This window comes from Streptomyces sp. NPDC046876 (assembly GCF_040645035.1).
Lineage (GTDB): Bacteria > Actinomycetota > Actinomycetes > Streptomycetales > Streptomycetaceae > Streptomyces.
In genome coordinates this window covers 67,101-92,516 of the sequence record NZ_JBEYXK010000017.1, presented here as the reverse complement: position 1 = coordinate 92,516, position 25,416 = coordinate 67,101, and the positions used below count along the sequence as shown (strand labels likewise).

General features: G+C 70.7%; 23 protein-coding genes and 2 pseudogenes. 21 read left to right on the top strand and 4 right to left on the bottom strand.

Annotated elements, in window-relative coordinates:
• Positions 1-174: 174 nt before the first annotated feature.
• On the bottom strand, positions 175-849 hold the full coding sequence (locus tag ABZ924_RS13170; protein WP_361907644.1) for a response regulator transcription factor: 675 nt from the start codon (positions 847-849) through the stop codon (positions 175-177).
• Between the two features lie 64 nt (positions 850-913).
• Positions 914-1,819, bottom strand: a complete 906-nt coding sequence (locus tag ABZ924_RS13165) for a PD-(D/E)XK nuclease family protein (protein WP_361907642.1) — start codon at positions 1,817-1,819, stop codon at positions 914-916.
• A 243-nt stretch (positions 1,820-2,062) separates the two neighbouring features.
• Between ABZ924_RS13165 and ABZ924_RS13160 the strand changes: the two are divergent.
• From ABZ924_RS13160 to ABZ924_RS13150, 3 genes and pseudogenes are all read left to right on the top strand, one after another.
• Positions 2,063-3,208, top strand: a pseudogene (locus ABZ924_RS13160) (site-2 protease family protein); the annotation flags it as partial.
• A gap of 18 nt (positions 3,209-3,226) precedes the next feature.
• The gene (locus ABZ924_RS13155) at positions 3,227-4,138 is read left to right on the top strand and encodes a tRNA (adenine-N1)-methyltransferase (RefSeq protein WP_361907640.1); all 912 of its coding nucleotides are present in this window, start codon (positions 3,227-3,229) and stop codon (positions 4,136-4,138) included.
• Positions 4,139-4,428: 290 nt separating this feature from the next.
• The gene (locus ABZ924_RS13150; protein ID WP_361907674.1) at positions 4,429-4,959 is read left to right on the top strand and encodes a hypothetical protein; all 531 of its coding nucleotides are present in this window, start codon (positions 4,429-4,431) and stop codon (positions 4,957-4,959) included.
• Between the two features lie 4 nt (positions 4,960-4,963).
• Here the strand turns inward: ABZ924_RS13150 and ABZ924_RS13145 are convergent, their stop codons facing one another.
• Entirely contained in the window at positions 4,964-5,293 is a 330-nt protein-coding gene (locus tag ABZ924_RS13145; RefSeq protein WP_361907638.1) for a ferredoxin, read from the bottom strand.
• Between the two features lie 265 nt (positions 5,294-5,558).
• On the opposite strand from ABZ924_RS13145, the gene arc reads away from it, so the two are divergent.
• The 6 genes from arc (at position 5,559) to prcA (ending at position 11,727) form a co-directional block, all read left to right on the top strand.
• Positions 5,559-7,325 (top strand): proteasome ATPase, encoded by a 1,767-nt coding sequence (arc, locus tag ABZ924_RS13140; protein WP_361907636.1) that lies wholly within the window; start codon positions 5,559-5,561, stop codon positions 7,323-7,325.
• Between the two features lie 243 nt (positions 7,326-7,568).
• Positions 7,569-9,080 (top strand): depupylase/deamidase Dop, encoded by a 1,512-nt coding sequence (gene dop / locus ABZ924_RS13135; protein WP_361907634.1) that lies wholly within the window; start codon positions 7,569-7,571, stop codon positions 9,078-9,080.
• Between the two features lie 207 nt (positions 9,081-9,287).
• Positions 9,288-9,500, top strand: coding sequence for a ubiquitin-like protein Pup (locus ABZ924_RS13130; protein ID WP_045947082.1), 213 nt, complete (start codon positions 9,288-9,290; stop codon positions 9,498-9,500).
• A gap of 395 nt (positions 9,501-9,895) precedes the next feature.
• Positions 9,896-10,099, top strand: coding sequence for an endonuclease VII domain-containing protein (locus ABZ924_RS13125; protein WP_361907673.1), 204 nt, complete (start codon positions 9,896-9,898; stop codon positions 10,097-10,099).
• A complete protein-coding gene (prcB, locus tag ABZ924_RS13120) occupies positions 10,080-10,919 on the top strand; it encodes a proteasome subunit beta (RefSeq protein WP_361907632.1) in 840 nt (279 codons plus the stop codon). The genes ABZ924_RS13125 and prcB overlap by 20 nt, the downstream gene beginning before the upstream one ends.
• 46 nt (positions 10,920-10,965) lie before the next feature.
• Positions 10,966-11,727: a proteasome subunit alpha gene (gene prcA / locus ABZ924_RS13115; RefSeq protein ID WP_361907631.1), complete on the top strand. Its 762-nt coding sequence runs from the start codon at positions 10,966-10,968 to the stop codon at positions 11,725-11,727.
• A gap of 71 nt (positions 11,728-11,798) precedes the next feature.
• On the opposite strand, the gene ABZ924_RS13110 is transcribed toward prcA, so the two are convergent.
• Entirely contained in the window at positions 11,799-12,806 is a 1,008-nt protein-coding gene (locus ABZ924_RS13110; RefSeq protein WP_361907629.1) for a LacI family DNA-binding transcriptional regulator, read from the bottom strand.
• A 137-nt stretch (positions 12,807-12,943) separates the two neighbouring features.
• On the opposite strand from ABZ924_RS13110, the pseudogene ABZ924_RS13105 reads away from it, so the two are divergent.
• The 12 genes and pseudogenes from ABZ924_RS13105 to ABZ924_RS13050 all read left to right on the top strand — a co-directional run bounded on the left by ABZ924_RS13105 (position 12,944) and on the right by ABZ924_RS13050 (position 25,406).
• Positions 12,944-14,243, top strand: a pseudogene (locus ABZ924_RS13105) (MFS transporter).
• 9 nt (positions 14,244-14,252) lie between these two features.
• Positions 14,253-15,614 (top strand): Pup--protein ligase, encoded by a 1,362-nt coding sequence (gene pafA / locus ABZ924_RS13100; RefSeq protein WP_361907628.1) that lies wholly within the window; start codon positions 14,253-14,255, stop codon positions 15,612-15,614.
• A gap of 103 nt (positions 15,615-15,717) precedes the next feature.
• Entirely contained in the window at positions 15,718-16,656 is a 939-nt protein-coding gene (locus ABZ924_RS13095; RefSeq protein WP_361907626.1) for an FKBP-type peptidyl-prolyl cis-trans isomerase, read from the top strand.
• 58 nt (positions 16,657-16,714) lie between these two features.
• Positions 16,715-17,110, top strand: a complete 396-nt coding sequence (locus ABZ924_RS13090; protein ID WP_361907624.1) for an FKBP-type peptidyl-prolyl cis-trans isomerase — start codon at positions 16,715-16,717, stop codon at positions 17,108-17,110.
• Between the two features lie 163 nt (positions 17,111-17,273).
• Complete coding sequence (locus ABZ924_RS13085) at positions 17,274-18,230, top strand: WYL domain-containing protein (protein ID WP_361907622.1); 957 nt, start codon at positions 17,274-17,276, stop codon at positions 18,228-18,230.
• A 127-nt stretch (positions 18,231-18,357) separates the two neighbouring features.
• Positions 18,358-19,326 (top strand): WYL domain-containing protein, encoded by a 969-nt coding sequence (locus ABZ924_RS13080; protein WP_361907620.1) that lies wholly within the window; start codon positions 18,358-18,360, stop codon positions 19,324-19,326.
• Between the two features lie 123 nt (positions 19,327-19,449).
• Complete coding sequence (locus ABZ924_RS13075) at positions 19,450-19,725, top strand: hypothetical protein (protein ID WP_361907618.1); 276 nt, start codon at positions 19,450-19,452, stop codon at positions 19,723-19,725.
• A gap of 26 nt (positions 19,726-19,751) precedes the next feature.
• A complete protein-coding gene (locus tag ABZ924_RS13070) occupies positions 19,752-19,952 on the top strand; it encodes a hypothetical protein (protein ID WP_361907616.1) in 201 nt (66 codons plus the stop codon).
• 225 nt (positions 19,953-20,177) lie between these two features.
• The gene (tatA, locus tag ABZ924_RS13065) at positions 20,178-20,462 is read left to right on the top strand and encodes a Sec-independent protein translocase subunit TatA (protein ID WP_361907614.1); all 285 of its coding nucleotides are present in this window, start codon (positions 20,178-20,180) and stop codon (positions 20,460-20,462) included.
• A 106-nt stretch (positions 20,463-20,568) separates the two neighbouring features.
• Positions 20,569-21,534 carry a twin-arginine translocase subunit TatC gene (gene tatC, locus ABZ924_RS13060; RefSeq protein ID WP_361907612.1) on the top strand — a complete coding sequence of 322 codons (966 nt, stop codon included), beginning with the start codon at positions 20,569-20,571 and terminating at the stop codon, positions 21,532-21,534.
• Between the two features lie 20 nt (positions 21,535-21,554).
• The gene (locus ABZ924_RS13055) at positions 21,555-22,445 is read left to right on the top strand and encodes a diacylglycerol kinase (protein ID WP_361907610.1); all 891 of its coding nucleotides are present in this window, start codon (positions 21,555-21,557) and stop codon (positions 22,443-22,445) included.
• A gap of 108 nt (positions 22,446-22,553) precedes the next feature.
• The gene (locus ABZ924_RS13050) at positions 22,554-25,406 is read left to right on the top strand and encodes a DEAD/DEAH box helicase (protein WP_361907608.1); all 2,853 of its coding nucleotides are present in this window, start codon (positions 22,554-22,556) and stop codon (positions 25,404-25,406) included.
• Positions 25,407-25,416 lie beyond the last annotated feature (10 nt).

Here is a 25,416-nt window from a genome sequence, read left to right as displayed (position 1 = left end):
GGCGCCGGGTGCCGTGCTGCCGGGGTCCACGTGCTCAGAACGCTCGTACCTCACGTTCCTCCGCGCGAGGACCCCGGCAGCACGGCGCGCCCCTTCGGCTCAGCCGCCCCGGACACAGCTCCGCCCCGGTACCCGCGAAAGGTGCCGGGGCGGACCCGTATCCGAACCCGGCGGCTACTGCGCCGCTCCCGGCCGCACCAGACCGCTCTCGTACGCGTACACCGCCGCCTGGACCCGGTCGCGCAGCCCCAGCTTCGTCAGGACGTGCCCCACGTGCGTCTTCACCGTGGTCTCGCTCACGAACAGGTCCGCCGCGATCTCCGCGTTCGACAGCCCCCGCGCCACCAGCTTCAACACCTCGACCTCCCGCTCGGTCAGCGAGCCGAGGGTGTCCGGGACGCGCTCCTCACCCGACGGCAGGTGCCCCGCGTACTTGTCCAGCAGCCGCCGCGTGATGCTCGGCGCGAGCATCGCCTCGCCGCCCGCCACCACCCGGATCGCCTGCACCAGCTCGTTCGCCGGAGCGTCCTTCAGCAGGAACCCGCTGGCCCCCGCCCGCAGCGCCTCCACCACGTACTCGTCCAGATCGAACGTGGTCAGCACCAGCACCTTCGCCGGACCGTCCCGCCCCGGACCCGTGATCTGCCGGGTCGCCTCCACCCCGTCCATCCGCGGCATCCGGATGTCCATCAGCACCACGTCGGGCTGCAGCGCCCGCACCTGCTCCAGCGCCTGCAGACCGTCGCCGGCCTCCCCGACCACCGCCAGGTCCTGTTCGGCCTCCAGGATCATCCGGAAACCGGTGCGCAGCAGCGGCTGGTCGTCGACCAACAGGACGCGGATCGCCACAGGGGACACCTCGTATTCGTACGGCGGCACGGCGGACGCCACCCATTCTGCCCTGACCGGGTGATCAGGACTCCGCCGGACGGGCCTCTCCGGCAGCCCCCCTCGGCATGATCATCAGAGGATATGCCGGGGGAGTCCCGCCGAACTCGGGACACACCGCCCGGTGGTCGCACCAACCGCACAGCTTCGTCGGCCGCGGCCGCCACTCCCCGCTGGCCGTCGCCTCCTCGATCGCCTCCCACAGCGCCAACAGCTTGCGCTCCACCCGCTCCAGATCCGCCGGCACCGGGTCGTACGTCAGCACGTCCCCGCTGCCCAGATACACCAGCTGCAGCCGCCGCGGCACCACGCCCTTCAGCCGCCACACCACCAGCGCATAGAACTTCATCTGGAACAGCGCACCCTCGGCGTACTCCGGCCGCGGCGCCTTGCCCGTCTTGTAGTCGACGATCCGCACCTCACCCGTCGGCGCCACGTCCACCCGGTCGATGATCCCGCGCAGCCGCAGCCCCGACTCCAGCTCCGCCTCGACGAAGAACTCCCGCTCCACCGGCTCCAGCCGCGTCGGATCCTCCAGCGTGAACCACCGCTCCACCAGAGCCTCGGCCTCCGCCAGCCAGCCCGCCAGCCCCGCCGCGCCCTCCTCGCCGCCCGGGAACAGCTCCGACAGCTCCGGCTTCGCCTCCAGCAGCCGGTCCCACTGCCCCGGAACCAGCGCCTTCGCCCGCACCGCCGTCCGCTCCTGCGCCGGATGGTCGAACAACCGCTCCAGCACCGCGTGCACCAGCGTGCCCCGCGTCGCCGCCGCACTGGGCTTCTCCGGCAGCCGGTCGATCACCCGGAACCGGTACAGCAGCGGACACTGCATGAAATCGCTCGCACGCGAGGGCGACAGCGAAGAAGGCGCGAGCGCAGCCGGCGCCACACCGGTCTCCGCCGCGCCCGACAGGGGACCGGGGCTCGTCGTCATGCACAAAACCCTACGGCCCGCCACGGACACCCACGCACATACCATCGACGCCGAGCACCCGCACACTGCATGATCGGAGCATCACACCCCGCTACCACCCAGCCACCGCCGCACCCGGCGCCCCCGTGGACCACACTGGAAGAACCCGCCGGCCGCACCCCGCCGGACAGCACCGAACGAAGGACATCCGTGGCAGACACCGACGACACCGGCGACCGCGCGGGCAAACGCCCCGGACCGGGCGGCGGACTCCTCATGGGCCGCCCCTTCGGCGTACCCGTCTACGTCTCGCCCAGCTGGTTCCTCGTCGCCGCCCTCATCACCTGGGTCTTCGGCGACCGGCTCGACCGCGTCCTGCCCGACCTCGGCCCCGCCCGCTACCTCGTCTCCCTCTTCTTCGCCGTCGCCTTCTACGCCTCCGTCCTCGTCCACGAACTCGCCCACACCGTCGCCGCCCTCCGCTTCCGCCTGCCCGTACGCCGCATCCAGCTCCAGTTCTTCGGCGGCGTCTCCGAGATCGAGAAGGAATCCGAGACCCCCGGCCGCGAATTCGTCCTCGCCTTCGTCGGCCCCCTGCTCTCCCTCCTCCTCGCCGGAGCCTTCTACCTCGGCATGAACGCCGTCGACCCCGCCACCGTCCCCGGCGTCCTCCTCGCCGGCCTGATGATCTCCAACCTGCTCGTCGCCGCCTTCAACCTCCTGCCCGGCCTCCCCCTCGACGGCGGCCGCATGCTCCGCGCCGTCATCTGGGGCATCACCGGCAAACCCATGACCGGCACCGTCGCCGCAGCCTGGGTCGGCCGCGGCCTCGCCGTCACCGTCCTGCTCGGCCTGCCCCTGCTCACCCACACCGGCGTCCTCGGCAGCGGCACCGACGAGACCGGCGGCATGGACACCGTCATGGACGCCCTCCTCGCCGCGATCCTCGCCGCCATCATCTGGACCGGCGCCGGCAACAGCCTGCGCATGGCCCGCCTGCGCGAACACCTCCCCGAACTGCGCGCCCGCACCCTCACCCGCCGCGCCGTCCCCGTCGAGAACACCACCCCCCTCTCCGAAGCCCTGCGCCGCGCCAACGCCTACGGCGCCCGCGCCATCGTCGTCGTCGACGGCCACGGCGAACCCACCGCCATCGTCCGCGAGAGCGCCCTCGCCTCCGTCCCCGAACACCGCCGCCCCTGGATCGCCGTCAGCTCCCTCGCCCAGGACCTCACCGACGGAATGAAGGTTTCCGCAGAGCTCGCCGGCGAAGAACTCCTCGACCACCTCCGCGCCACCCCCGCCACCGAATACCTCGTCCTCGAACCCGCCGGCGAGGTCTACGGCGTCCTCTCCGCCCTCGACGTCGAAAAGGCCTTCGTGAAGGCCATGGCACGGCCCCGCTCCTGAAGCCAATACACTGGTCACATGTCCGAACCGACCGGTGCCGCCCGCCGTCGCGGGCCCTTCAAGGTCGGGGACCAGGTCCAGCTCACCGACCCCAAGGGACGCCACTACACGTTCACGCTCGAAGCCGGGAAGAACTTCCACACCCACAAGGGTTCCTTCCCCCACGACGAGCTGATCGGCGCTCCCGAGGGCAGTGTTGTCCGTACCACGGGGAACGTCGCGTACCTCGCGCTGCGCCCCCTGCTCCCCGACTACGTCCTGTCCATGCCCCGCGGCGCCGCCGTGGTCTACCCCAAGGACGCAGGCCAGATCCTGGCCTTCGCCGACATCTTCCCCGGCGCCCGCGTCGTGGAAGCAGGGGTCGGCTCCGGCTCCCTGAGCAGCTTCCTGCTGCGCGCCATCGGCGACCAGGGCATGCTCCACAGCTACGAGCGCCGCGCGGACTTCGCCGAGATCGCCAAGGACAACGTCGAGCGCTACTTCGGCGGCCCGCACCCCGCGTGGCAGCTGACCGTGGGCGACCTCCAGGACAACCTGTCCGACACCGACGTCGACCGCGTCATCCTCGACATGCTCGCCCCCTGGGAGTGCCTCGAGGCCGTCTCCAAGGCCCTCGTCCCCGGCGGCATCCTCTGCTGCTACGTGGCCACCACCACCCAGCTGTCCAAGACCGTCGAGTCCATCCGCGAGATCGGCTGCTTCGCCGAACCGCAGCCCTGGGAATCGATGATCCGCAACTGGCACGTCGAAGGCCTCGCCGTCCGACCCGACCACCGGATGATCGGCCACACCGGCTTCCTCGTCACCGCCCGCCGCCTCGCGGACGGCGTCGAACCCCCCATGCGCCGGCGCCGACCCGCCAAGGGCGCCTACGGCGAGGACTACGAAGGCCCCGGCTCGGGCTCCGGACGCTCCGGCGACCGCGGCTGACCACCAGCCGCCCGGACCGCCCCCCAGGCAACCCACAGGCGCTGCGGCGCAGTTCCCCCGAACCCGGCGGGAACTGCACCGCAGCGCCTTCTCGTTGCCCGGGTGCCCACCGCCCCCGGCGCGGACCCACCCGTTCCACCTCCGTGTGAGGTGTGGCACGATGCTGGCGCCCCGTCACCCCCGTACAGGAGACACCCCGCGTGCCGCACCGCACCGCCGCGCCGGAACTCGCCGCCGAACTGGCCCACAGCACCCCCCGGCCCGTCCACTGGCTCGCCACCGCCTCAGCCATGGCCGCCGTCATAGCCGGCGCGGGACTCCTCCAGCCCCACGCCACCGCCACCGCCGCCGACCCCGCAGCCGCCTCCGCACCGGCCGCCGGCCCCGGAGCAGCCGACACCCCCCGCGCCAAAGCCCCCGACGCCGCCGACGTCACCTACCCGCTGGACTGCAAAGGCCTCCCGGTGGCCGTAACCGCCACCGCCCAGGGCGACCTCGACGGCGACGGACGCCCCGAAACCGTCGCCGCCGTCCGCTGCGACGCCGGCTCCGGCACCCCGCCCCACACGCTCTACGTCCTCGCCCAGGACAAGACCCCCGGCGCCCGACCCCGCATCGTCGCCACCCTCCTCGAAGCCGGCCGCCGACAGACCGCCACCGACCTCACCGTGCGCGACGGCATCGTCACCGCACGACTCCTGGGCTACTCCTCGCCCCAGGTGCCCCGCTACAGCCCCGACGTGAAACAGCTCGCCAAGTGGCGCTGGACCGGCGGAAAATTCCGCCAGGAGCTGACGAACTCAGACGCCGGGAGTGTTTGAACCGCTACTCGGCGTCCGGGCCGTACACCTCGACACCGTCCGAAACGCGCCTTACATGGATGCAGTCGCCCGGGCACTCCCTCGCCGAATCCACCACGTCCTGAAGCAACGGCAGCGGAACCGGAGTGGTCGCCCCCGGGTCCACCAGCAGCTCGTCCTCCGGGCTCTTCACGTACGCCAGACCGTCGATGTCCAGCTCGAACACCTCCGGCGCGTACTGCACACAGATCCCGTCGCCGGTGCACAGGTCCTGATCGATCCAGACCTCCAGCGACTCGCCCGCCTGCCCGGCGCCGGCAGCGCCCCCGGCGGTTGCCTCCTGCTGCACGGTCATATCTCCTGCCGTTCCCTGCCCTGAGTGATCCCTTCCCGCCATCTCCGCGCGGCAAGTCGCGCGACCCCTGGCGGGTGTTGAACGCCTCGACCTTACAACCGGCCGCTTTCCGATGTTGAAGGGTGGGTATTTCCCTGGCGTGAGGGAGTACGCAAGGGTGAAGATCGGACACACCCCTACCGTCTTTGTGATCTAGGGGTTTCAATCACCACCAGCCCAGGTAGGGTCAGGAAGCGTCCAGCTCCCCTTGGAGGAGGTGAGGACCGTGGCAGCCCACGACGACGACATCAACCGCGGCATCCGGCCGGGGCGGGGGTCCGACGACCCCGCCGGCCAGGTTGCCTATCTCGAGCAGGAAATCGCCGTCCTGCGACGAAAGCTCGCCGACTCTCCGCGACACACGAGGATTCTCGAAGAGCGGATCGTCGAGCTCCAGACAAACCTGGCCGGCGTCTCCGCACAAAACGAACGACTGGCAAATACCCTCCGTGAGGCCCGCGACCAGATCGTCGCACTCAAGGAGGAAGTCGACCGGCTCGCACAGCCGCCGGCCGGATTCGGTGTCTTCCTGCAGGCGAACGAGGACGGCACCGTCGACATCTTCACCGGCGGCCGCAAGCTCCGCGTGAACGTCAGCCCCAGCGTCGAGCCGGAAGACCTCCGGCGCGGCCAGGAGGTCATGCTCAACGAAGCCCTGAACGTGGTCGAGGCCATGGAGTTCGAACGGGCCGGGGACATCGTCACCCTCAAGGAGATCCTCGAGGACGGCGAGCGCGCCCTGGTCGTCGGCCACACCGACGAAGAGCGGGTGGTACGGCTCGCCGAGCCGCTGCTGGACATCACCATCCGCCCCGGCGACGCCCTGCTCCTCGAACCGCGCTCCGGCTACGTCTACGAGGTCGTCCCCAAGAGCGAGGTCGAAGACCTCGTCCTCGAAGAGGTCCCCGACATCGACTACGACAAGATCGGCGGCCTGGGCGACCAGATCGAGCTGATCCGCGACGCCGTCGAGCTCCCGTACCTCTACCCCGACCTCTTCAAGGAACACGAACTGCGCCCGCCCAAGGGCATCCTGCTCTACGGCCCGCCCGGCTGCGGCAAGACGCTCATCGCCAAGGCCGTCGCCAACTCCCTTGCCAAGAAGGTCGCCGAGGTGACCGGGCAGTCCGCCGGGAAGTCCTACTTCCTGAACATCAAGGGCCCCGAACTCCTCAACAAGTACGTCGGCGAAACCGAGCGGCACATCCGCCTCGTCTTCCAGCGCGCCCGCGAGAAGGCGAGCGAGGGCACCCCCGTCATCGTCTTCTTCGACGAGATGGAATCCCTCTTCCGCACCCGCGGATCCGGCGTCAGCTCGGACGTGGAGAACACCATCGTCCCGCAGCTCCTCGCCGAGATCGACGGCGTGGAAGGCCTGGAGAACGTCATCGTCATCGGCGCCTCCAACCGCGAGGACATGATCGACCCGGCCATCCTGCGGCCCGGCCGACTCGACGTGAAGATCAAGATCGAGCGCCCCGACGCCGAGGCAGCGAAGGACATCTTCGCCAAGTACCTCAAGGCATCCCTCCCGCTGCACGCCGACGACCTCTCCGAGCACTCCGGCTCGCCCGAGGTCGCCGTCCACAGCATGATCCAGACCGTCGTCGAGCAGATGTACGCCGAAAGCGAGGAGAACCGCTTCCTCGAGGTCACGTACGCCAACGGCGACAAGGAAGTCCTCTACTTCAAGGACTTCAACTCCGGAGCCATGATCCAGAACATCGTGGACCGGGCCAAGAAGATGGCCATCAAGGCCTTCCTCGAGCACAACCAGAAGGGCCTGCGCGTCTCCCACCTCCTCCAGGCATGCGTGGACGAGTTCAAGGAGAACGAGGACCTGCCCAACACCACCAACCCCGACGACTGGGCCCGGATCTCCGGAAAGAAGGGCGAGCGGATCGTATTCATCCGCACCCTCGTCACCGGAAAGCAGGGCGCGGACACCGGACGCTCCATCGACACGGTGGCGAACACCGGTCAGTACCTCTGATCCGAGGGCGGCTGCGGGTGCCCTCACCGGCACCCGCAGCCGACTGCTTTACCGACCGCTTTTCGGCCGTGACAGGGCGAAGTCAATGACGGAAATGATCTCCCCACCGGTCGCGGAGTGGTTCTAGGCTCATCCGTACCGCCGCATCCGCAGTGCGGGGACGGGCACCGCACACGCACCGGACCACCAGCGGTACTTGAGCGCCGCTCCCGAACGGGGGCGCCGCCGGGCAAGGAGGGCCGCATGACCGTACGGCGAGTAATGGGAATCGAGACGGAGTACGGGATCTCCGTCCCCGGTCACCCGAACGCCAATGCCATGCTCACCTCGTCCCAGATCGTCAACGCCTACGCGGCGGCGATGCACCGGGCGCGACGCGCCCGCTGGGACTTCGAGGAGGAGAACCCGCTGCGGGACGCCCGCGGCTTCGACCTCGCCCGCGAGGCCGCCGACAGCAGCCAGCTCACCGACGAGGACATCGGCCTGGCCAACGTCATCCTGACCAACGGCGCACGGCTCTACGTCGACCACGCCCACCCCGAATACAGCTCCCCGGAGATCACCAACCCCCTCGACGCCGTCCTGTGGGACAAGGCCGGCGAGCGGATCATGGCCGAGGCCGCCGTACGGGCCGCCCAGCTGCCCGGCGCCCAGCCGATCCACCTCTACAAGAACAACACCGACAACAAGGGCGCCTCCTACGGCACGCACGAGAACTACCTGATGAAGCGGGAAACCCCCTTCTCGGAGATCGTCCGCCACCTCACGCCCTTCTTCGTCAGCCGCCAGGTCGTCACCGGCGCCGGCCGCGTCGGCATCGGCCAGGACGGCCGCGAACACGGCTTCCAGATCAGCCAGCGCGCCGACTACTTCGAGGTCGAGGTCGGTCTGGAGACCACCCTCAAGCGGCCCATCATCAACACCCGCGACGAGCCCCACTCCGACGCCGAGAAGTACCGCCGCCTCCACGTGATCATCGGCGACGCCAACCTCTCCGAGATCTCCACCTACCTCAAGCTCGGCACCACGGCCCTGGTCCTGTCCATGATCGAGGACGGCTTCATCACCGTGGACCTGGCCGTGGAACAGCCGGTGCGCACCCTGCACCAGGTCTCCCACGACCCGGACCTGCGCCACCTGATCACGCTGCGCAGCGGCCGCACGCTGACCGCCGTACAACTGCAGATGGAGTACTTCGAGCTGGCGCGGAAGTACGTGGAGGAGCGTTTCGGTTCCGACGCGGACGAGCAGACCAAGGACGTGCTCTCGCGCTGGGAGGACGTGCTGGGGCGGCTGGAGAGCGACCCGATGAGCCTTTCCGGGGAGCTGGACTGGATCGCCAAGCGGGAGATCCTGGAGGGCTACCGCAGGCGCGACAACCTGGACTGGGACGCCGCCCGGCTGCACCTGGTGGACCTGCAGTACGCGGACGTACGGCCCGAGAAGGGCCTGTACAACCGCCTGGCGGCCCGCGGGAAGATGAAGCGGCTGGTGGACGAGTCCGCCGTGCAGCGGGCCGCCGGCAAGCCGCCGGAGGACACCAGGGCCTACTTCCGGGGCCGGTGCCTGGAGCAGTACGCGGACGACGTGGCCGCCGCCTCCTGGGACTCGGTGATCTTCGACCTCCCGGGCCGGGACTCCCTCCAGCGGGTCCCCACCCTGGAACCCCTGCGGGGTACCCGCAAGCACGTGAAGGAGCTCCTGGACCGCTGCCGCACGGCGGAGGACCTGGTGCGGGTACTGAGCGGGAACTGACCGCAGTGGACTGAGCACACTTCCGGGGCGCCGCGGGGGCCTGAAAACCCCCGCCCCCGGGAATCATGGGAACACCCGGACGTTATGAAAGTGCCGGGCGGAACCCCGGGCCCTCCTTGTAGGGTCCGACGTAGGGTCTGATCTTGAGGGATCCCGATCCCGGGGTCCCTCGTCACGAGCGTGCGAACCGAGCGGGGTGAGGTAGACATGGCGACCAAGGACACCGGCGGCGGACAGCAGAAGGCCACTCGCTCGACCGAGGAGGTCGAGGAGCAGGCCGCGGAAGCACAGTCCGACCTCAAGGAACGACAGGAAAAGCTCTCCGACGACGTCGACTCCGTACTCGACGAAATCGATGATGTGCTCGAAGAGAACGCCGAGGACTTCGTGAGGTCATTCGTTCAAAAGGGTGGTGAGTGATTTCACCTTCGAATCGAAGGTGACGGGCTCGGGGAGGGTGAGTGTCGAAGCCTGGGAAGCGGTGTCCTCGCTGTGGGGAGACGAAGCCGCCTGAGGCCTTCGCCGCCAACCGTGCTGCGCGGGACGGCCTGCAGTGCTACTGCAGGCCGTGTGCGGCTGAGTACCACCAGGAGCGGCAGAAGGCGAAGGGTAGGAATGTCCGTCCCTTGGTCAAGGCCGCAGCCGGGTACAAGCACTGCCGACAATGCGGAGAGATCAAGCCCCATGCGGAATGGGACCGGAACAAGACGGCTTCCGACGGGTTGTCTACGCGCTGCAAGGCGTGTCGGGCGATTGAGGGGCGTGCCCTCTATCTCAAGCGCTCGTACGGCATCACCGCGGCTGAGCGCGACGAAATGATCGCTGCGCAAGGCGGCGTCTGCTCTGTCTGTCTTTGCGCTCCGGCAGTGCATGTGGATCATTGCCACTCGACGGGTAGGGTCCGTGGCGTACTGTGCTTGAACTGCAACGTAGGCATTGGGCTCTTGAAGGACAATCCTGCCCGCATGCGTCGGGCCGCCGAATATTTGGAGGGAACGCGTGGAAGCCAACACTCGTAACACGGGGCGGCTGCCGGCAGCCTTCCTGACGCCGGGGTCGTCGTCCTTCATGGACTTCCTGGGTGCGCACGCGCCCGAGATGCTGCCCGGCAACCGGCAGCTCCCGGAGGGGGTCGTCGAGGCGCCGCACGGCACGACCATCGTGGCCGTCACCTTCCCCGGCGGGGTCGTCCTCGCCGGTGACCGCCGCGCGACGATGGGCAACATGATCGCGCAGCGGGACATCGAGAAGGTGTTCCCGGCGGACGAGTATTCCGCGGTCGGCATCGCGGGCACCGCCGGCCTGGCCGTGGAGATGGTGAAGCTGTTCCAGCTGGAGCTGGAGCACTTCGAGAAGGTGGAGGGCGCGACGCTCTCCCTCGAGGGCAAGGCGAACCGGCTCTCGACCATGATCCGGAGCAATCTGGGGATGGCCATGCAGGGGCTCGCCGTGGTGCCGCTGTTCGCGGGCTACGACGAGGCCAAAGAGAAGGGCCGGATCTTCTCGTACGACGTGACCGGCGGCCGCTCCGAGGAGCACGGCTATGCCGCGACCGGTTCGGGCTCGATCTTCGCGCGGGGCTCGATGAAGAAGCTGTACCGGCCGGACCTGACGGAGGAGCAGGCCACCACGCTGGTCGTGCAGGCGCTGTACGACGCGGCCGACGACGACTCGGCGACCGGCGGTCCGGACCTCTACCGCAACATCTATCCGATCGTCACCGTCATCACCGACGAGGGCTTCCGGCGGTTGACCGAGGAGGAGTCCCAGGCTCTCGCCCGCAAGGTCACCGACCGCCGCCTCCAGGAGCCGGACGGCCCGCGCGCCGCCCTGCTCTGATCAGTCACAGCCCCTCAGGAGCCCAGAAGAAAGGGACGGTCAGCCGGTGTCGACTCCGTTCTACGTCTCCCCGCAGCAGGCGATGGCCGACCGGGCGGAATACGCCCGCAAGGGCATCGCCCGCGGCCGCAGCCTCGTGGTGCTGCAGTATGCCGACGGCATCGTGTTCGTCGGCGAGAACCCGTCCCGCGCGCTGCACAAGTTCAGCGAGATCTACGACCGGATCGGCTTCGCGGCCGCCGGCAAGTACAACGAGTACGAGAACCTGCGGATCGGCGGTGTGCGGTACGCGGATCTGCGCGGATACACCTACGATCGCGATGATGTGACGGCCCGTGGGCTGGCGAACGTGTACGCGCAGACGCTGGGCACCATCTTCTCCAGTGCCGGTGAGAAGCCGTACGAGGTGGAGCTGGTCGTGGCGGAGGTCGGTGCGACCGCCGCGGGGGACCAGATCTACCGGCTGCCGCACGACGGTTCGATCGTGGACGAGCACGGCTCGGTCGCGGTCGGCGGGAATGCGGAGCAGATCAGTACGTTCCTGGACCAGCGCCACCGGGAGGGGATGACGCTGGCGGAGGCGTTGAAGCTGGCGGTGCAGGCGCTGTCGAGCCAGGCGAACGGTGCGGACAAGACGATTCCGGCGGAGCGGCTGGAGGTTGCGGTGCTGGACCGGACGCGGTCGCAGCAGCGGAAGTTCAAGCGGATCCGGGGGCGGCAGCTGTCGCGGCTGCTGGAGCCGGATGTTCCGGCGGCGGCGCAGGCCGATGCCGTGTCCAACGACGAGGCTCCGGAGGATTCCGAGTAGGGCCGCGTTCGCGTACGAAGGGACCGCCCCGGTCCGTCTCCCTGTGAGGCGGGTCGGGGCGGTTTCGTGTGTCAGGGCCGGGCCGGCGGCGGGGGCGGCGCGGTGGAGGCGCGGACGACGAGTTCGACGGGGATGTCGGGGGCGGTCCAGGGGGTGCCTTCGAGGACGGCGAGGAGGGCGGCCATGCCCTGTTCGCCGACGCGTTCGGCGGGCAGGTGGACGGTGGTGAGTTCGGGTTCGACGGCGGTGGCGAGGGCGAGGTCGTCGACGCCGGTGACGGAGAGGTCTTCGGGGACGCGCAGGGCCAGGCGGCGGGCGGCCTTGCAGGCGCCGGCGGCGAGGATGTCGTCGTCGCAGACGATGGCGGTGGGGCGGGGGCCGGGGGCGGTCAGGGCGGCCTCGGTGGCGGTGAGGGCGTCGGCGACGGTGAGGGCGGCCCGTGCGGTGCGCAGCTCGGCGTGGGGGCCGAGGACGGTGGCGAGGGTTCGGGCGCGGACGTGGAAGGTCCAGGTGTCGATGTCCGCGGCGAGGTGGAGGATGCGGCGGTGGCCGAGGCCGAGGAGGTGTTCGGCGGCCTGGCGCATGCCGTCGGCCATGGCGAGGTTGACGTGTGCGGCGGCCTGGCCGGCGGTGGGGTCGCTGTCGAGCATGACGAGGGGGAGTCCGTTGCCGCCGATGGCGTCGAGGGCGGCTGCGGCCATGGAGGAGGCGATGACTCCGTCGAGGGCGGCGCGGGCGGAGGGGAAGGGGTCGCGGGCGGGGCCGGTGCCGTCGGGGGAGGGGTAGAGGACGACGCCGAAGCCGTGGTCGGAGGCGATGCGGGCGGCGCCGGTGTAGACGCGGGCGAAGAATTCGTTGGTGAGGGCGGGGACGACGAGGAGGGCGGTGCGGGTGCTGCCGAGGCGGAGGTTGCGGGCGGCGAGGTTGGGGCGGTAGCCGAGGGTTTCGGCGGTTTCGCGGACGAGGGCGGCGGTGCGTTCGGAGACGCGGCCGCGCCATTTGCCGCCGAGGACGAGGGAGACGGTGGCCTGGGAGACCCCGGCTGCGCCGGCGACGTCGCGGCTGGTGGGTCTCGTCACACGGGGCTCCTGAAGTACGAGGTCGTAGGGGTGGGGGTGGTGTTCCGGGTGGACCCCTGCCCGGGTGCCATGGTACGTATGACGTCGCTAGTTATACGTATTACCCCCGGCAGGGTCCGGGCAAGAAGGGGGCGGACATGGCCGCGGGTTACGCGGAGCTGCTCAGGACCCGGCATGCGGCGCGGCTGCTGGCGGGCACGCTGGTCGGCAGGCTGCCGAACGCGACGGCGGCGATCGCGATCGTGCTGTTCGTGCGGGCCGGGGGCGGCAGCTACAGCCTCGCGGGGGCGCTGGCGGCGGTGTACGGCTTCGCCAATGCGGTGGGCCAGCCGCTGCTGGGGCGTGCGGTGGACCTGTACGGCCAGCCGCGGGTGCAGCTGCCGGCGGCGGTGGTCTCGGCGCTGGGCATGGCGTGGCTGGCGCTGGCGGGCACCGGGTCGGCCGGGGCGGCGTACGGGGCCGTGGTGGTCGCGGGCTTCTTCTCGCCGCCGCTGGAGGGCGGTCTGCGGGCCCTGTGGCCGAGCGTGCTGGGCGGCCGGGAGGAGCGCGTGCACGCGGCGTACGCGCTGGATGCGGTGGCCCAGGAGGTCATGTACACGGTCGGTCCGCTGGTGGTGACGGTGTCGGTGGCCCTGTCCAGCCCGGCCGGCGCACTGCTGGTGATCAACGCCCTGGGTGTGCTCGGTGCGCTGTCGGTGGTGCTCAGCGAGCCCTCGCGGACCTGGCGCTCGGAGCCGCGTGAGGCGCACTGGCTGGGTGCCCTGCGCTCGCGGGGGCTGCTGGCGCTGCTGGGGGCCTTCTTCTTCGTGGGTCTGGCCCTGGGTTCGATCACGGTGGCGGGTCTGGCGTACTCGGACGGCAACGGCGGTGAGTCGGTCTACGGCTGGCTGATGGCGGCGCTGGGGCTGGGTGCGCTGGTCGGCGGGGTGTTCTATGGTGCACGGCAGTGGAGCGGCGCGCCGGAGCGGCGCCTGCGGCTGCTGGTGGGCCTGCTGGCCCTGGGGTACCTGCCGCTGCTGCTGACGCCGGGGCCGGTGGCCATGACGGCCCTGACGGCGCTGGCGGGGGTGTTCCTGGCGCCGACGATCGCGTGTGCGTTCATCGTGGTGGACCGGCATGCTCCGGCGGGCACGGTGACGGAGGCCTTCTCGTGGCTGGTGACCTTCTTCGGTGTCGGTGCGGCGGTGGGTACGGCGGTGGCCGGTCCGGCGGTGGAGCTGGGCGGTACGGCGTGGGGCTTCGGCGTGGCGTGCGGGGCGGGCGCGGCGGCCCTGCTGGTCCTGATGGGTACTCAGCGGATCCTCGCTGCTCCCGGGCGGACCCGGACGGTGACGGGCTCTGCGGCGGCGGCCCGGGAGGGTGCGGACGGGCAGCTCGTCGGGAACTGATCGAGACGGCGTTCTCGAACCCGGTTTCAGAAGAGGGCAGAAGGCGTAATGTTCAGTCATGGACCGCCGCATTTTCGGGCTGGAGAACGAGTACGGCGTCACGTGCACGTTCAGGGGACAGCGCCGACTGTCTCCTGACGAAGTGGCGCGCTACCTCTTCCGCCGTGTCGTGTCATGGGGCCGCAGCAGCAATGTCTTCCTGCGGAACGGTGCCCGCCTGTACCTCGATGTGGGTTCGCATCCGGAATATGCAACTCCCGAATGTGACAACGTGACCGAACTGGTCACCCACGACAAGGCCGGCGAGCGCATTCTCGAAGGCCTGCTCGTCGACGCCGAACGCCGCCTGCACGAGGAGGGAATCGCGGGCGACGTCTATCTCTTCAAGAACAACACCGACTCGGCCGGCAACTCCTACGGCTGCCACGAAAACTATCTGGTGGCGCGGCACGGGGAATTCTCCCGCCTCGCGGACATCCTGATTCCGTTCCTGGTCACGCGCCAGCTGATCTGCGGTGCGGGCAAGGTGCTCCAGACGCCGCGGGGTGCGGTGTACTGCGTGAGCCAGCGTGCGGAGCACATCTGGGAGGGCGTCAGCTCGGCGACGACGCGCTCGCGTCCGATCATCAACACGCGCGACGAGCCGCATGCGGACGCGGAGCGCTACCGGCGCCTGCACGTGATCGTCGGCGACTCGAACATGTCCGAGACGACGATGCTGCTCAAGGTCGGGGCGACCGACCTGGTGCTGCGCATGATCGAGGCGGGCACGGTGATGCGGGACCTGACCCTGGAGAACCCGATCCGGGCGATCCGCGAGGTCAGCCACGACATCACGGGGCAGCGCAAGGTGCGTCTGGCGAGCGGCCGGGAGGCCTCTGCGCTGGAGATCCAGCGGGAGTACTACGACAAGGCCGTGGACTTCGCCGAGCGCCGGGGTATCCGTACCGGCACGGTGGAGCGGGTGCTGGAGCTGTGGGGCCGCACGCTGGAGGCGATCGAGGCGGAGGATCTGGACCGGATCGCCACCGAGATCGACTGGGTGATGAAGTACCAGCTGATCGAGCGGTACCGGGCCAAGCACGGGATGACGATGTCGAACCCGAGGGTCGCCCAGATAGACCTCGCGTACCACGACATCCACCGTCGGCGCGGTCTGTACTACCTGCTGGAGCGCAAGGGGCAGGCGGAGCGGATCTGCAACGACCTCAAGATCTTCGAGGGCAAGTCGGTGCCTCCGCAGACCACGAGGGCGCGGCTGCGCGGCGACTTCATCCGCCGGGCTCAGGAGCAGCGGCGGGACTTCACGGTGGACTGGGTGCACCTGAAGCTGAACGACCAGGCGCAGCGGACGGTGCTGTGCAAGGACCCGTTCCGGGCGGTGGACGACCGGGTGGAGAAGCTGATCGCCGGCATGTGACATACCGCCGATCTTGGCCAGGGCCTCGTACGGATCTCGTACGGGGCCCTCGGCACGGCTTAGAGTGGCGACGACCGCCAGCCGTCTGAGATCTGAGGAACACGTGCGCCGACTTGCCGGCCTGCTTGTCGTACCCCTTCTGCTGCTGTCGACAGCAGCCTGTGGCGACAGCGGCTCCGACTCCGCCGAGATGAAGAACGGGGTGCCCGCGATCACCAAGGGCGCCAAGTTCGGGGAGACCCCGACCCTGTCCCAGGGCAAGGGCGACCCGCCGAAGGAACTGAAGGCCGTGACCGTCACCGAGGGCACGGGCCCGGTGCTGAAGAAGGGCGATGTCGCCCAGGTCAATTACTACGGCCAGGTGTGGGACGGCAAGGAGCCCTTCGACCAGAGCTTCGGCAAGGGCAAGCCGTTCGACGTGACCGTCGGCGCGGGCATGGTCATCAAGGGCTGGGACCAGGGCCTGGAGGGCAAGAAGGTCGGCAGCCGCGTGGAGCTGGTGATCCCGCCGGCGCTCGGCTACGGCGACCAGGGCTCCCCGCCGAAGATCAAGGGCGGTGCCACGCTGGTCTTCGTCGTGGACATCGTCAAGGGCACCAGCGTCCCGGTCTCGGCCACGGGCAAGGAGGTCCCGCAGGAGGACAAGGACCTGCCGAAGGTCGGGACGAACACGGACGGCAAGGAGGTCTCCGTGACCGTGCCGAAGGACGTGAACCCGCCGGCGAAGCTGGTGTCGAACTACGTCCTGGAGGGCAGCGGCCCGGCCGTGAAGGACTCCGACAGCGTCATCGTGAAGTTCCACGGCAAGACGTGGAAGGACGACAAGACCTTCGAGAGCACGTACGCCACGGACCAGACGGTGACCTGGCCGATCGGTGAGATCTCGGTCAAGGGCCTCAAGGAGGGCCTGATCGGCAAGAAGGCCGGCAGCCGCATCCTGCTGGTGATCCCGCCGGACCAGGGCTTCGGCGACAAGGAGCAGGGGACGATTCCGGCGAACTCCACGCTGGTCTTCAGCCTCGACATCCTCGCGGTGATGTAAGACTGTCCCGGTTGTCCCCTCCGGCCCTCCGCCGTACGGGACCCATGATTCGCACGTTATGAGGAGCAGTTCCGTGAGCAACGAGCTCAGCAAGCCCGAGATCGACTTCCCCGAGGGCCCGGCCCCGGCCGACCTCGTCATCAAGGACATCTGGGAGGGCGACGGCGCCGTTGCCGAGGCCGGCAAGAAGGTCTCCGTGCACTACGTGGGCGTGGCCTTCTCCTCCGGCGAGGAGTTCGACGCCTCCTGGAACCGCGGCGCCCCGCTGGAGTTCATCCTGGGCATCGGCCAGGTCATCCCGGGCTGGGACCAGGGCGTCCAGGGCATGAAGGTCGGCGGCCGCCGCAAGCTGACGATCCCCGCCCACCTCGCGTACGGCGACCGCGGCGCCGGCGGTGCCATCAAGCCGGGCGAGACGCTCATCTTCGTCTGCGACCTGATGGGCGTCGGCTGACCCTCCGTCCGCTGATGCCGTGAGGGCCCCCGCCGTGAGGCGGGGGCCCTCGCTTTTGTCCGGGCGCGCCGGGGCGGTACGGTCAACGGTCACGGACGTGCAACTCGTGTGCGTCGTGCACGTCGTGCGTGTCGTGCCAGGGGAGAAGGGCGGAAGGGCGTCGATGGCGATTGCCAAGGCCGAGCGGCTGATGAATCTGGCGCTGTGCCTGCTGGGGACCCGCCGGCCGCTGAGCAAGCGCGAGCTGCGCGGCTCCATCGAGGCGTACATGGAAGCGGGCAACGACGAATCCTTCAACCGCATGTTCGAGCGGGACAAGGACGATCTGCGCGAACTCGGCCTGGTCATCGAGACGGTGGAGAACCTGGAGGGCGAGACCGGCTACCTCGCCCGCCGCGACAGCAACCGGCTGCCGCCCGTCTCCCTGGACGCCGAGGAGGCCGCCGCCCTGGGCCTGGCGGCCAAGGTCTGGCAGCAGGCCCGCCTCGCCGGAGCCGCCAGCGGCGCCCTGCAGAAGCTGCGCGCCGGCGGCATGCCGGAGGCGGGGGACCTCTACGGGGGCCAGCACAGCGCCATCGAGCCGCGCATCCCGGTCCACGAGGCCGCGTTCGAGCCGCTGATGCTCGCCTGCCGCGACCGCCGGCCCGTGGTCTTCGACTACCGCAAGTCCACCGCCGCCCGCCCCGAGACCCGCCAGGTCGAGCCGTGGGCGCTGGAGTGCTGGCGCGGCCACTGGTACCTGGCCGGCTACGACCGCGAGCGCGGCGCCGAGCGGGTGTTCCGGCTCTCCCGCATCACCGGCAAGGTCCGCTCCCGGGCGGGCAAGTACACCGCCGAGGTCCCCGACGTCGTCACCGTGCGGGAGACGGTGGCCGGGTGGGCCGGGGAGAGCGCCGACCGCTCCGCCCTGATCCGGCTGCGGGCCGGGGCCGGCTACCCGCTGCGGGCCAAGGCCACCGCCGTGCGCGAGGGCACCGACGGCTGGGACGAGCTGGAGATCCCCTACGGCCACGGGCTGGACGCCTGGCTCGTGGAGTTCGGCCCCGACGTCGTCGTGGTGGAGCCGGCCGACCTGCGGGCGGACGTGGTGGACCGGCTGCGCGCCGTCGCCGGCGGCTGAGCCCCGCCCGGCCCCGGCCCGGCCGGGGCAGCGGCCGGGCGCCGCCCGGCCCGCGGACGCGCCGCGATCCGCACCAACCGCACACCGCACCGTGTCACCACGTGCCCTGAGGGGGAGAACCACCAGCATGGCCGCCAACGCCATCGACCAGACCCGCCGGATGCTGTCCCTGGTGACGTACCTGCGCGAGCGCCCCGGGGCGCACGTCGCCGACGTCGCCCGCGCCTTCGGCATCACCGAGGACGAGCTCATCTCCGACCTCGACGTGCTGCCCATGTGCGGGACCAGCTTCCGCGGCGGGGACCTCCTCGACATCGACACCGACGGCGAGCGCATCTGGTGGCACAACGCCGACGCGTCCGGCGAGTCCACCGCCGAGCCGCTGCGGCTGGCCGCCGACGAGGCCACCGCCCTGCTCGTGGCCGCCCGCGCCGTGGCCACCCTGCCGGGGCTGCGCGAGAGCGACCGCGACGCGCTGGTGCGGGCGACGGCGAAGCTGGAGGCGGCCGCCGGGGAGGCGGCCGGGGCCAGCTCCCGGCTGTCGGTGACCTTCGAGGCCGAGGGCGGGGTCTTCGCCGACGTCGACCGGGCCATCGCCGAGCGCCGCCGGCTGTGGCTGCGCTACTACTCGCCCGCCCGCGACGAGCTCACCGAGCGCAAGGTCGACCCGATCCGGCTCTTCACCGTCGGCCACACCTACCTCGAGGGCTGGTGCCACCTCTCCGAGGCCCGGCGCACCTTCCGCCTCGACCGGGTCGCCGAGATCCGGCTGCTGGACGAGCGGTCCGAGCCGCCCGCCATCGAGCCGCGCGACCTGTCCGTGGGGCTCGTCCAGCCGGCCGCCGAGGACCCGGAGGTCGTCGTCGAGGTGGGCCCGGCCGGCCGCTGGGTCGCCGAGTACTACCCCCACGACAGCGCCGAGGAGCTGCCCGACGGCGGCCTGCGGATCACGCTGCGCAGCCCCGACCCGGGCTCGCTGCGCCGCCTGGCGCTGCGGCTGGGCCGCGACGGCCGGATCGTCGCGCCCGCGGAGCTCGCCGAGAGCGCCCGGCAGGCGGCCTGCGAGGCGCTGGCCGGGTACGGCGAAGCGGGCTGAGCCGGGCGGTACGGGCAGCAGGGGCGGGACAGGGGAGCAGGGGAGCAGGCGGCCGCAGCCGTGCCGGAGGCGGCCGCCACCGTTGCAGGACATGGGCCGAGGGGAGCGCCGAGGATGTCGCCAATGTCTGGGCCGCGGGGTGCGCACGGCACCGCCGCGGGGCCGCACACACGGTCCGCGTCGGGCGGGCCGGTCACCTTCAAGGCGGCCTGCCCCGACTGCCGGGCCCGCTTCGAGCTGGACGCGGGCGCCCTGCGGCTGGTCATCGGCGGTAGCCGGCGGACCACCTTCTACTCGTTCACCTGTCCCGCGTGCGCCGCGGCCGTCCGCAAACCGGCCGGTGAGCGGATCGTGGAGCTCCTGACCGGCGGCGGCGTGAGCACCCTGCGCAGCATCTGAGCCGGCCGGTGGCCTAGGCTCCTCCCATGCTGTGGCCGATGCTCGCAATCGCCCTGGGATTCCTCGGGCTCACCGTCCTCGCCGTCCTGGCCGTGCGGGTCTTCGTCGAGGTCCGGCGGCTGTCCGGCCAGGTGGACCGGGCCAGCCGCATGATCGCGGAGGCCTCCGGCGACCTGGAGCGCGCGGCCACCGACCTGGCCCGGGCGGGCAGCACCGTGCGGCCCTGATCCCTCCGGCCGGCGGATCGGCCGATATCGCGCGGAGATCCCGCCGATATGTGGAGAGTATGGGATGTCCCCCGTACCGTCTGTCGCAGTCTCGCGCAAGATGGAACACCCCGGGGGATTGCCGGGCGTTAACCCCCGGGGGTTACGATCGTTGGAGCGGCCCGTTGATCACGGTCCGTCTCAGCGCTACCACAACCAGCCGTTTCGGTGAGAAGGAAGACACACATGATCGGCAATCTGAAGCCCCTCGAGATCCTTCTGATCATCGCTGTCATCGTGCTCCTCTTCGGTGCGAAGAAGCTCCCCGAGATGGCCCGCTCCCTCGGCAAGTCGGCCCGCATCCTCAAGAGTGAGGCCAAGGCCATGAAGAGCGAGAGCGCCGCGGAGGACGCCGCGCGCGTCGCCGACCCGGCGCCGCAGCAGGCCGCGCCGCGTACCATCAAGGCCGCGCCCGGCGACGTGACCGGATCCCGTCCGGTCGGCGAGCCGAACCACACCGCCCAGGGCTGAACCACGGATCCGACCGCGGTCGGCGCACGCGGTCGCGCATCCGCGGCCGCGATGACGGCCACGGTCACGGTCACACGGTCATCTGCAACGAGACAAGGGACGTGGGTTGCTCAAGTCTGCCCGCAAGCAGGAAAAGCCGAGCAAGCAGGAGAAGGACGCCGAAGGGCGGATGCCTCTTGTCGAGCACCTGCGTGAGCTGAGAAACCGCCTGCTGAAGTCGGTCCTGGCGATCCTCGTGATCACCATCCTCGCCGCCTTCTACTACAAGCAGATCATCGACTTCATGCTGAAGCCGATGCTGGACTCCGTCGGCTGCACCGACGGCGTGGTCTCGCAGCGCAACGGCCGCCCCTGCGCCGACATGACCGTGAACGGCCTCATCGCGCCCTTCTCGATCGCACTGAAGGTCTCGCTCACCGCCGGCGTGGTCGTCTCCGCCCCGGTGTGGCTCTACCAGCTGTGGGCCTTCGTCGCCCCGGGCCTGCACAGCCACGAGAAGAAGTACGCCATGGGCTTCGTCGCCGTCGGCGCGCCGCTCTTCGGCGCCGGCGCGGTGCTCGCGTACAAGCTGCTGCCGCAGACCGCGACGATCCTCCTCGAGTTCACGCCCGAGAACGCCCGCAACCTGCTCCCGGTCGACGACTACCTCGACCTCGTGACGCGCATGGTCGTCGTCTTCGGCCTCGCCTTCGAGCTGCCGCTGCTGCTGATCCTGCTCAACTTCACCGGGGTCATCACCGCCAAGCGGCTCGCCGGCTGGTGGCGCGGCATGGTCCTGGGCATCACGATCTTCGCGGCGTTCGCCACCCCGACCGGCGACCCGCTGACCATGCTCTCGCTGGCCGCCCCGATCGTCGCGCTCTACTTCATCGCCCTCGGCATCTGCCTGGTCAACGACCGCAGGCGCCGCCGCAACAACCCCGATGCGCTGCTCGACGACGACGAGGCCTCCGAGCTGGACCTCACCCCCGCCGCGATCGGCTCGGTGGAGGAGATCCAGGCGCCGGCCGCCCTGCCCGAGCAGTCCGACGGCGGCCGCGGACGGATCAACGGTTACGACGACGCCACCTGACAGGTACATTCCGGTGGGTGATGAGCGCTGAGATCACCCTCTTCGTCAATCCCACCGCCGGACGCGGCCGGGGCGCGCACGCCGCGCAGCCGGCCGCTTCCGCGCTCCGGGCCGCCGGCTTCCACGTCCGGACCGTCGTCGGCACCGACGCCGAGGACGCGCTGGCCCGGCTGCGGGCCGCGGTCCGCGAGGGAACCGGCGCGGTGATCGCCGTCGGCGGGGACGGGGTGGTCTCCCTGGCCCTGCAGGCCCTGGCCGGGACCCCCGTCCCGCTCGGGGTGGTCGCCGTGGGCACCGGCAACGACTTCGCCCGGGCGCTCGGGCTGCCCGTACGGGAGCCCGCCCAAGCGGGCCGGCTGGCCGCCGAGGCCCTCAAGGAGAGCCGCCACCGGGAGATCGACCTCGGGCGCGTGGGCGACGGCACCTGGTACGGGACCGTGCTGTGCTCCGGCTTCGACTCGCGGGTCAACGACCGGGGCAACCGGATGCGGCTGCCCGCCGGCCGGTTCAAGTACGACCTCGCCATCCTCGCCGAGCTGGCCGCCTTCCGGCCGTTCCCGTACCGGATCACCCTCGACGACGGCCCCCCGCTGGAGACCGAGGCCACCCTGGTCGCCGTCGGCAACGGGACCTCCTACGGCGGCGGCATGCGGATCTGCGCCGACGCCCTGCCCGACGACGGGCTGCTCGACGTCGTGGTCGTCGGGGACTGCAGCCGGGCCACCCTCCTCACGGTGTTCCCGCAGGTCTACAAGGGCACCCACCTCGCCCACCCCAAGGTCACCGTCCACCGGGCCGCGAAGGTCGCCCTGGAGGCCCCGGGGCTGACCGCCTACGCCGACGGCGAGCCCGTCGGGCCGCTGCCGGTGACCGCCGAGTGCGTACCGGCGGCCGTACGGGTCCTGGCGTAGGCCCGGGGGGCCCCGAAGCCCCGGCAGCGGGCCCGGCCCCGGGCCCCGGGCGGCCGGCCATAAAGATCGAGACTGTTGTCGGAGGCGGCGGGTAGGCTCGAGAACAAGATGACCGAAGAACTCTCACCCGCCGAGCGGTACGCCGCTGCGCGGATCCGCGCCGCAGAAGAGGCCACGGCCCTGGCCCCCTTCCGCGAGATGTACGACTTCGACCTCGACGGCTACCAGGTCGAGGCGTGCAAGGCACTGGAAGCCGGCAAGGGCGTGCTCGTCGCCGCCCCGACCGGCTCGGGCAAGACCATCGTCGGCGAGTTCGCCGTGCACCTGGCCCTCGGCCAGGGCCGCAAGTGCTTCTACACGACGCCCATCAAGGCCCTGTCGAACCAGAAGTACGCCGACCTCGTCAAGCGCTACGGCCCCGAGAAGGTGGGGCTGCTGACCGGCGACAACAGTGTCAACTCCGAGGCGCCCGTGGTCGTCATGACCACCGAGGTGCTCCGCAACATGCTCTACGCGGGCTCCCAGTCGCTGCTCGGCCTCGGCTACGTCGTGATGGACGAGGTGCACTACCTCTCCGACCGGTTCCGCGGGGCCGTGTGGGAGGAAGTGATCATCCACCTCCCCGAGTCCGTGACGCTGGTGTCGCTCTCCGCCACCGTGTCCAACGCGGAGGAGTTCGGCGACTGGCTGGACACCGTCCGCGGCGACACCGAGGTCATCGTCTCCGAGGAGCGGCCCGTCCCGCTGTGGCAGCACGTCATGGCCGGCCGGCGGATCTACGACCTCTTCGAGGAGGAGTCCGACCACGGAGGCCGCGGCTCCGCGCGCCGCGAGGTCAACCCCGACCTGCTGCGCATGGCGCGCGAGGAGAACACCCGCACCTACAACCCCAGGGACCGGCGCCGCGGCAAGATGGTCCGCGAGGCCGACCGCGAGCGCGAGCGCCGCTCCCGCGGCCGCATCTGGACCCCCGGCCGCCCCGAGGTCATCGCCCGCCTCGACAACGACGACCTGCTGCCCGCCATCAACTTCATCTTCAGCCGGGCCGGCTGCGAGGCCGCCGTACAGCAGTGCCTGTACGCGGGCCTGCGGCTGAACGACGAGTCGGCGCGGGTGCAGGTCCGCGAGATCGTCGAGGAGCGCACCGCCTCCATCCCGGCCGAGGACCTGCACGTCCTGGGGTACTACGAGTGGCTCGAAGGCCTGGAGCGGGGCATCGCCGCGCACCACGCCGGCATGCTGCCCACCTTCAAGGAGGTCGTGGAGGAGCTGTTCGTCCGCGGCCTGGTCAAGGCGGTCTTCGCCACCGAGACCCTCGCGCTCGGCATCAACATGCCCGCGCGCACGGTCATCCTGGAAAAGCTCGTCAAGTGGAACGGCGAGCAGCACGCCGACATCACCCCCGGCGAGTACACCCAGCTCACCGGCCGGGCCGGACGGCGCGGCATCGACGTCGAGGGCCACGCCGTGGTGCTCTGGCAGCGCGGCATGGACCCGGTCTCGCTCGCCGGGCTCGCCGGCACCCGCACCTACCCGCTGCGCTCCAGCTTCAAGCCCTCGTACAACATGGCGGTCAACCTGGTCCAGCAGTTCGGCCGGCACCGCTCGCGCGAGCTGCTGGAGACCTCCTTCGCCCAGTTCCAGGCCGACCGCTCGGTCGTCGGGATCTCCCGGCAGGTCCAGCGCAACGAGGAGGGCCTCACGGGCTACCGGGAGGGCATGACCTGCCACCTCGGCAACTTCGAGGAGTACGCGCAGCTGCGCCGCGACCTCAAGGACCGCGAGACGGAGCTCGCCAAGCAGGGCGCCGCCCAGCGCCGGGCGCAGGCGGCCGGCTCGCTGGAGAAGCTCAAGCCGGGCGACGTCATCCACGTGCCCACGGGCAAGTTCGCCGGGCTCGCGCTCGTCCTGGACCCGGGCGTGCCCGCCGGGCGGGCCAACGGGCACCGCGGGTACGACTACGCCGAGGGCCCGCGCCCGCTGGTGCTCACCGCCGAGCGGCAGGTCAAGCGGCTCGCCGCGATCGACTTCCCGATCCCCGTCGAGCCGATCGAGCGGATGCGGATCCCCAAGAGCTTCAACGCCCGCTCCCCGCAGTCCCGTCGGGACCTCGCCTCGCAACTGCGGGCCAAGGCCGGGCACATCACCCGCGAGCGGGGCCGGCGCGGCCGGGCCGCCGCGGCCGACGACCGCGAGATCGCCCGGCTGCGGGCGGCGCTGCGGGCGCACCCCTGCCACGGCTGCGACGAGCGCGAGGACCACGCCCGCTGGGCGGAGCGCTACCACCGGCTCAAGCGGGACACGCAGGCGCTGGAGCGGCGCATCGAGGGGCGGACCAACACCATCGCCCGCACCTTCGACCGGATCCACGCGCTGCTGACCGAGCTGGACTACCTGCGCGAGGACGAGGTCACCGTGCACGGCCGGCGCCTGGCCCGGCTCTACGGCGAGCTCGACCTGCTGGCGTCGGAATGCCTGCGCGCCGGGATCTGGGAGGGCCTCACCCCGGCCGAACTGGCCGCCTGCGTCTCGGCCCTGGTGTTCGAGGCGCGGCAGTCCGACGATGCGGTCGCCCCGAAGGTGCCCGGCGGTGCGGCGAAGGCCGCCCTCGGCGAGATGGTCCGGATCTGGGGCCGGCTCGACGCGCTGGAGGAGGAGCACCGCATCAACCAGGCCGAGGGCGTGGGGCAGCGCGAGCCCGACCTGGGCTTCGCGTGGGCCGCGTACCAGTGGGCCTCCGACAAGAGCCTGGACGAGGTGCTGCGCGAGGCGGAGATGCCGGCCGGCGACTTCGTGCGCTGGTGCAAGCAGGTCATCGACGTGCTCGGCCAGATCGCCGCGGCGGCCCCGGCTTCCACGGCGCCCCCGTCCTCCCAGGGCGGCAGCACGGTGGCCCGCAACGCTCGCAAGGCCGTCGACGCCCTGCTGCGGGGTGTAGTGGCCTACAGCTCGGTCGGCTAGGCGGATTTGG

Bases quoted from the DNA above. Each gene is read 5' to 3' on its own strand.
- ABZ924_RS13090 (WP_361907624.1), top strand. From the start codon at position 16,715: ATGAGGAGCAGTTCCGTGAGCAACGAGCTCAGCAAGCCCGAGATCGAC.
- tatA (WP_361907614.1), top strand. From the start codon at position 20,178: ATGATCGGCAATCTGAAGCCCCTCGAGATCCTTCTGATCATCGCTGTC.
- ABZ924_RS13050 (WP_361907608.1), top strand. From the start codon at position 22,554: ATGACCGAAGAACTCTCACCCGCCGAGCGGTACGCCGCTGCGCGGATC.
- ABZ924_RS13150 (WP_361907674.1), top strand. From the start codon at position 4,429: ATGGCCGCCGTCATAGCCGGCGCGGGACTCCTCCAGCCCCACGCCACC.
- ABZ924_RS13085 (WP_361907622.1), top strand. From the start codon at position 17,274: ATGGCGATTGCCAAGGCCGAGCGGCTGATGAATCTGGCGCTGTGCCTG.
- ABZ924_RS13125 (WP_361907673.1), top strand. From the start codon at position 9,896: ATGATCGCTGCGCAAGGCGGCGTCTGCTCTGTCTGTCTTTGCGCTCCG.
- ABZ924_RS13155 (WP_361907640.1), top strand. From the start codon at position 3,227: ATGTCCGAACCGACCGGTGCCGCCCGCCGTCGCGGGCCCTTCAAGGTC.
- ABZ924_RS13130 (WP_045947082.1), top strand. From the start codon at position 9,288: ATGGCGACCAAGGACACCGGCGGCGGACAGCAGAAGGCCACTCGCTCG.
- ABZ924_RS13070 (WP_361907616.1), top strand. From the start codon at position 19,752: ATGCTGTGGCCGATGCTCGCAATCGCCCTGGGATTCCTCGGGCTCACC.
- ABZ924_RS13055 (WP_361907610.1), top strand. From the start codon at position 21,555: ATGAGCGCTGAGATCACCCTCTTCGTCAATCCCACCGCCGGACGCGGC.
- ABZ924_RS13080 (WP_361907620.1), top strand. From the start codon at position 18,358: ATGGCCGCCAACGCCATCGACCAGACCCGCCGGATGCTGTCCCTGGTG.
- ABZ924_RS13165 (WP_361907642.1), bottom strand. From the start codon at position 1,819: ATGACGACGAGCCCCGGTCCCCTGTCGGGCGCGGCGGAGACCGGTGTG.
- dop (WP_361907634.1), top strand. From the start codon at position 7,569: ATGACCGTACGGCGAGTAATGGGAATCGAGACGGAGTACGGGATCTCC.
- ABZ924_RS13145 (WP_361907638.1), bottom strand. From the start codon at position 5,293: ATGACCGTGCAGCAGGAGGCAACCGCCGGGGGCGCTGCCGGCGCCGGG.
- ABZ924_RS13075 (WP_361907618.1), top strand. From the start codon at position 19,450: ATGTCTGGGCCGCGGGGTGCGCACGGCACCGCCGCGGGGCCGCACACA.
- pafA (WP_361907628.1), top strand. From the start codon at position 14,253: ATGGACCGCCGCATTTTCGGGCTGGAGAACGAGTACGGCGTCACGTGC.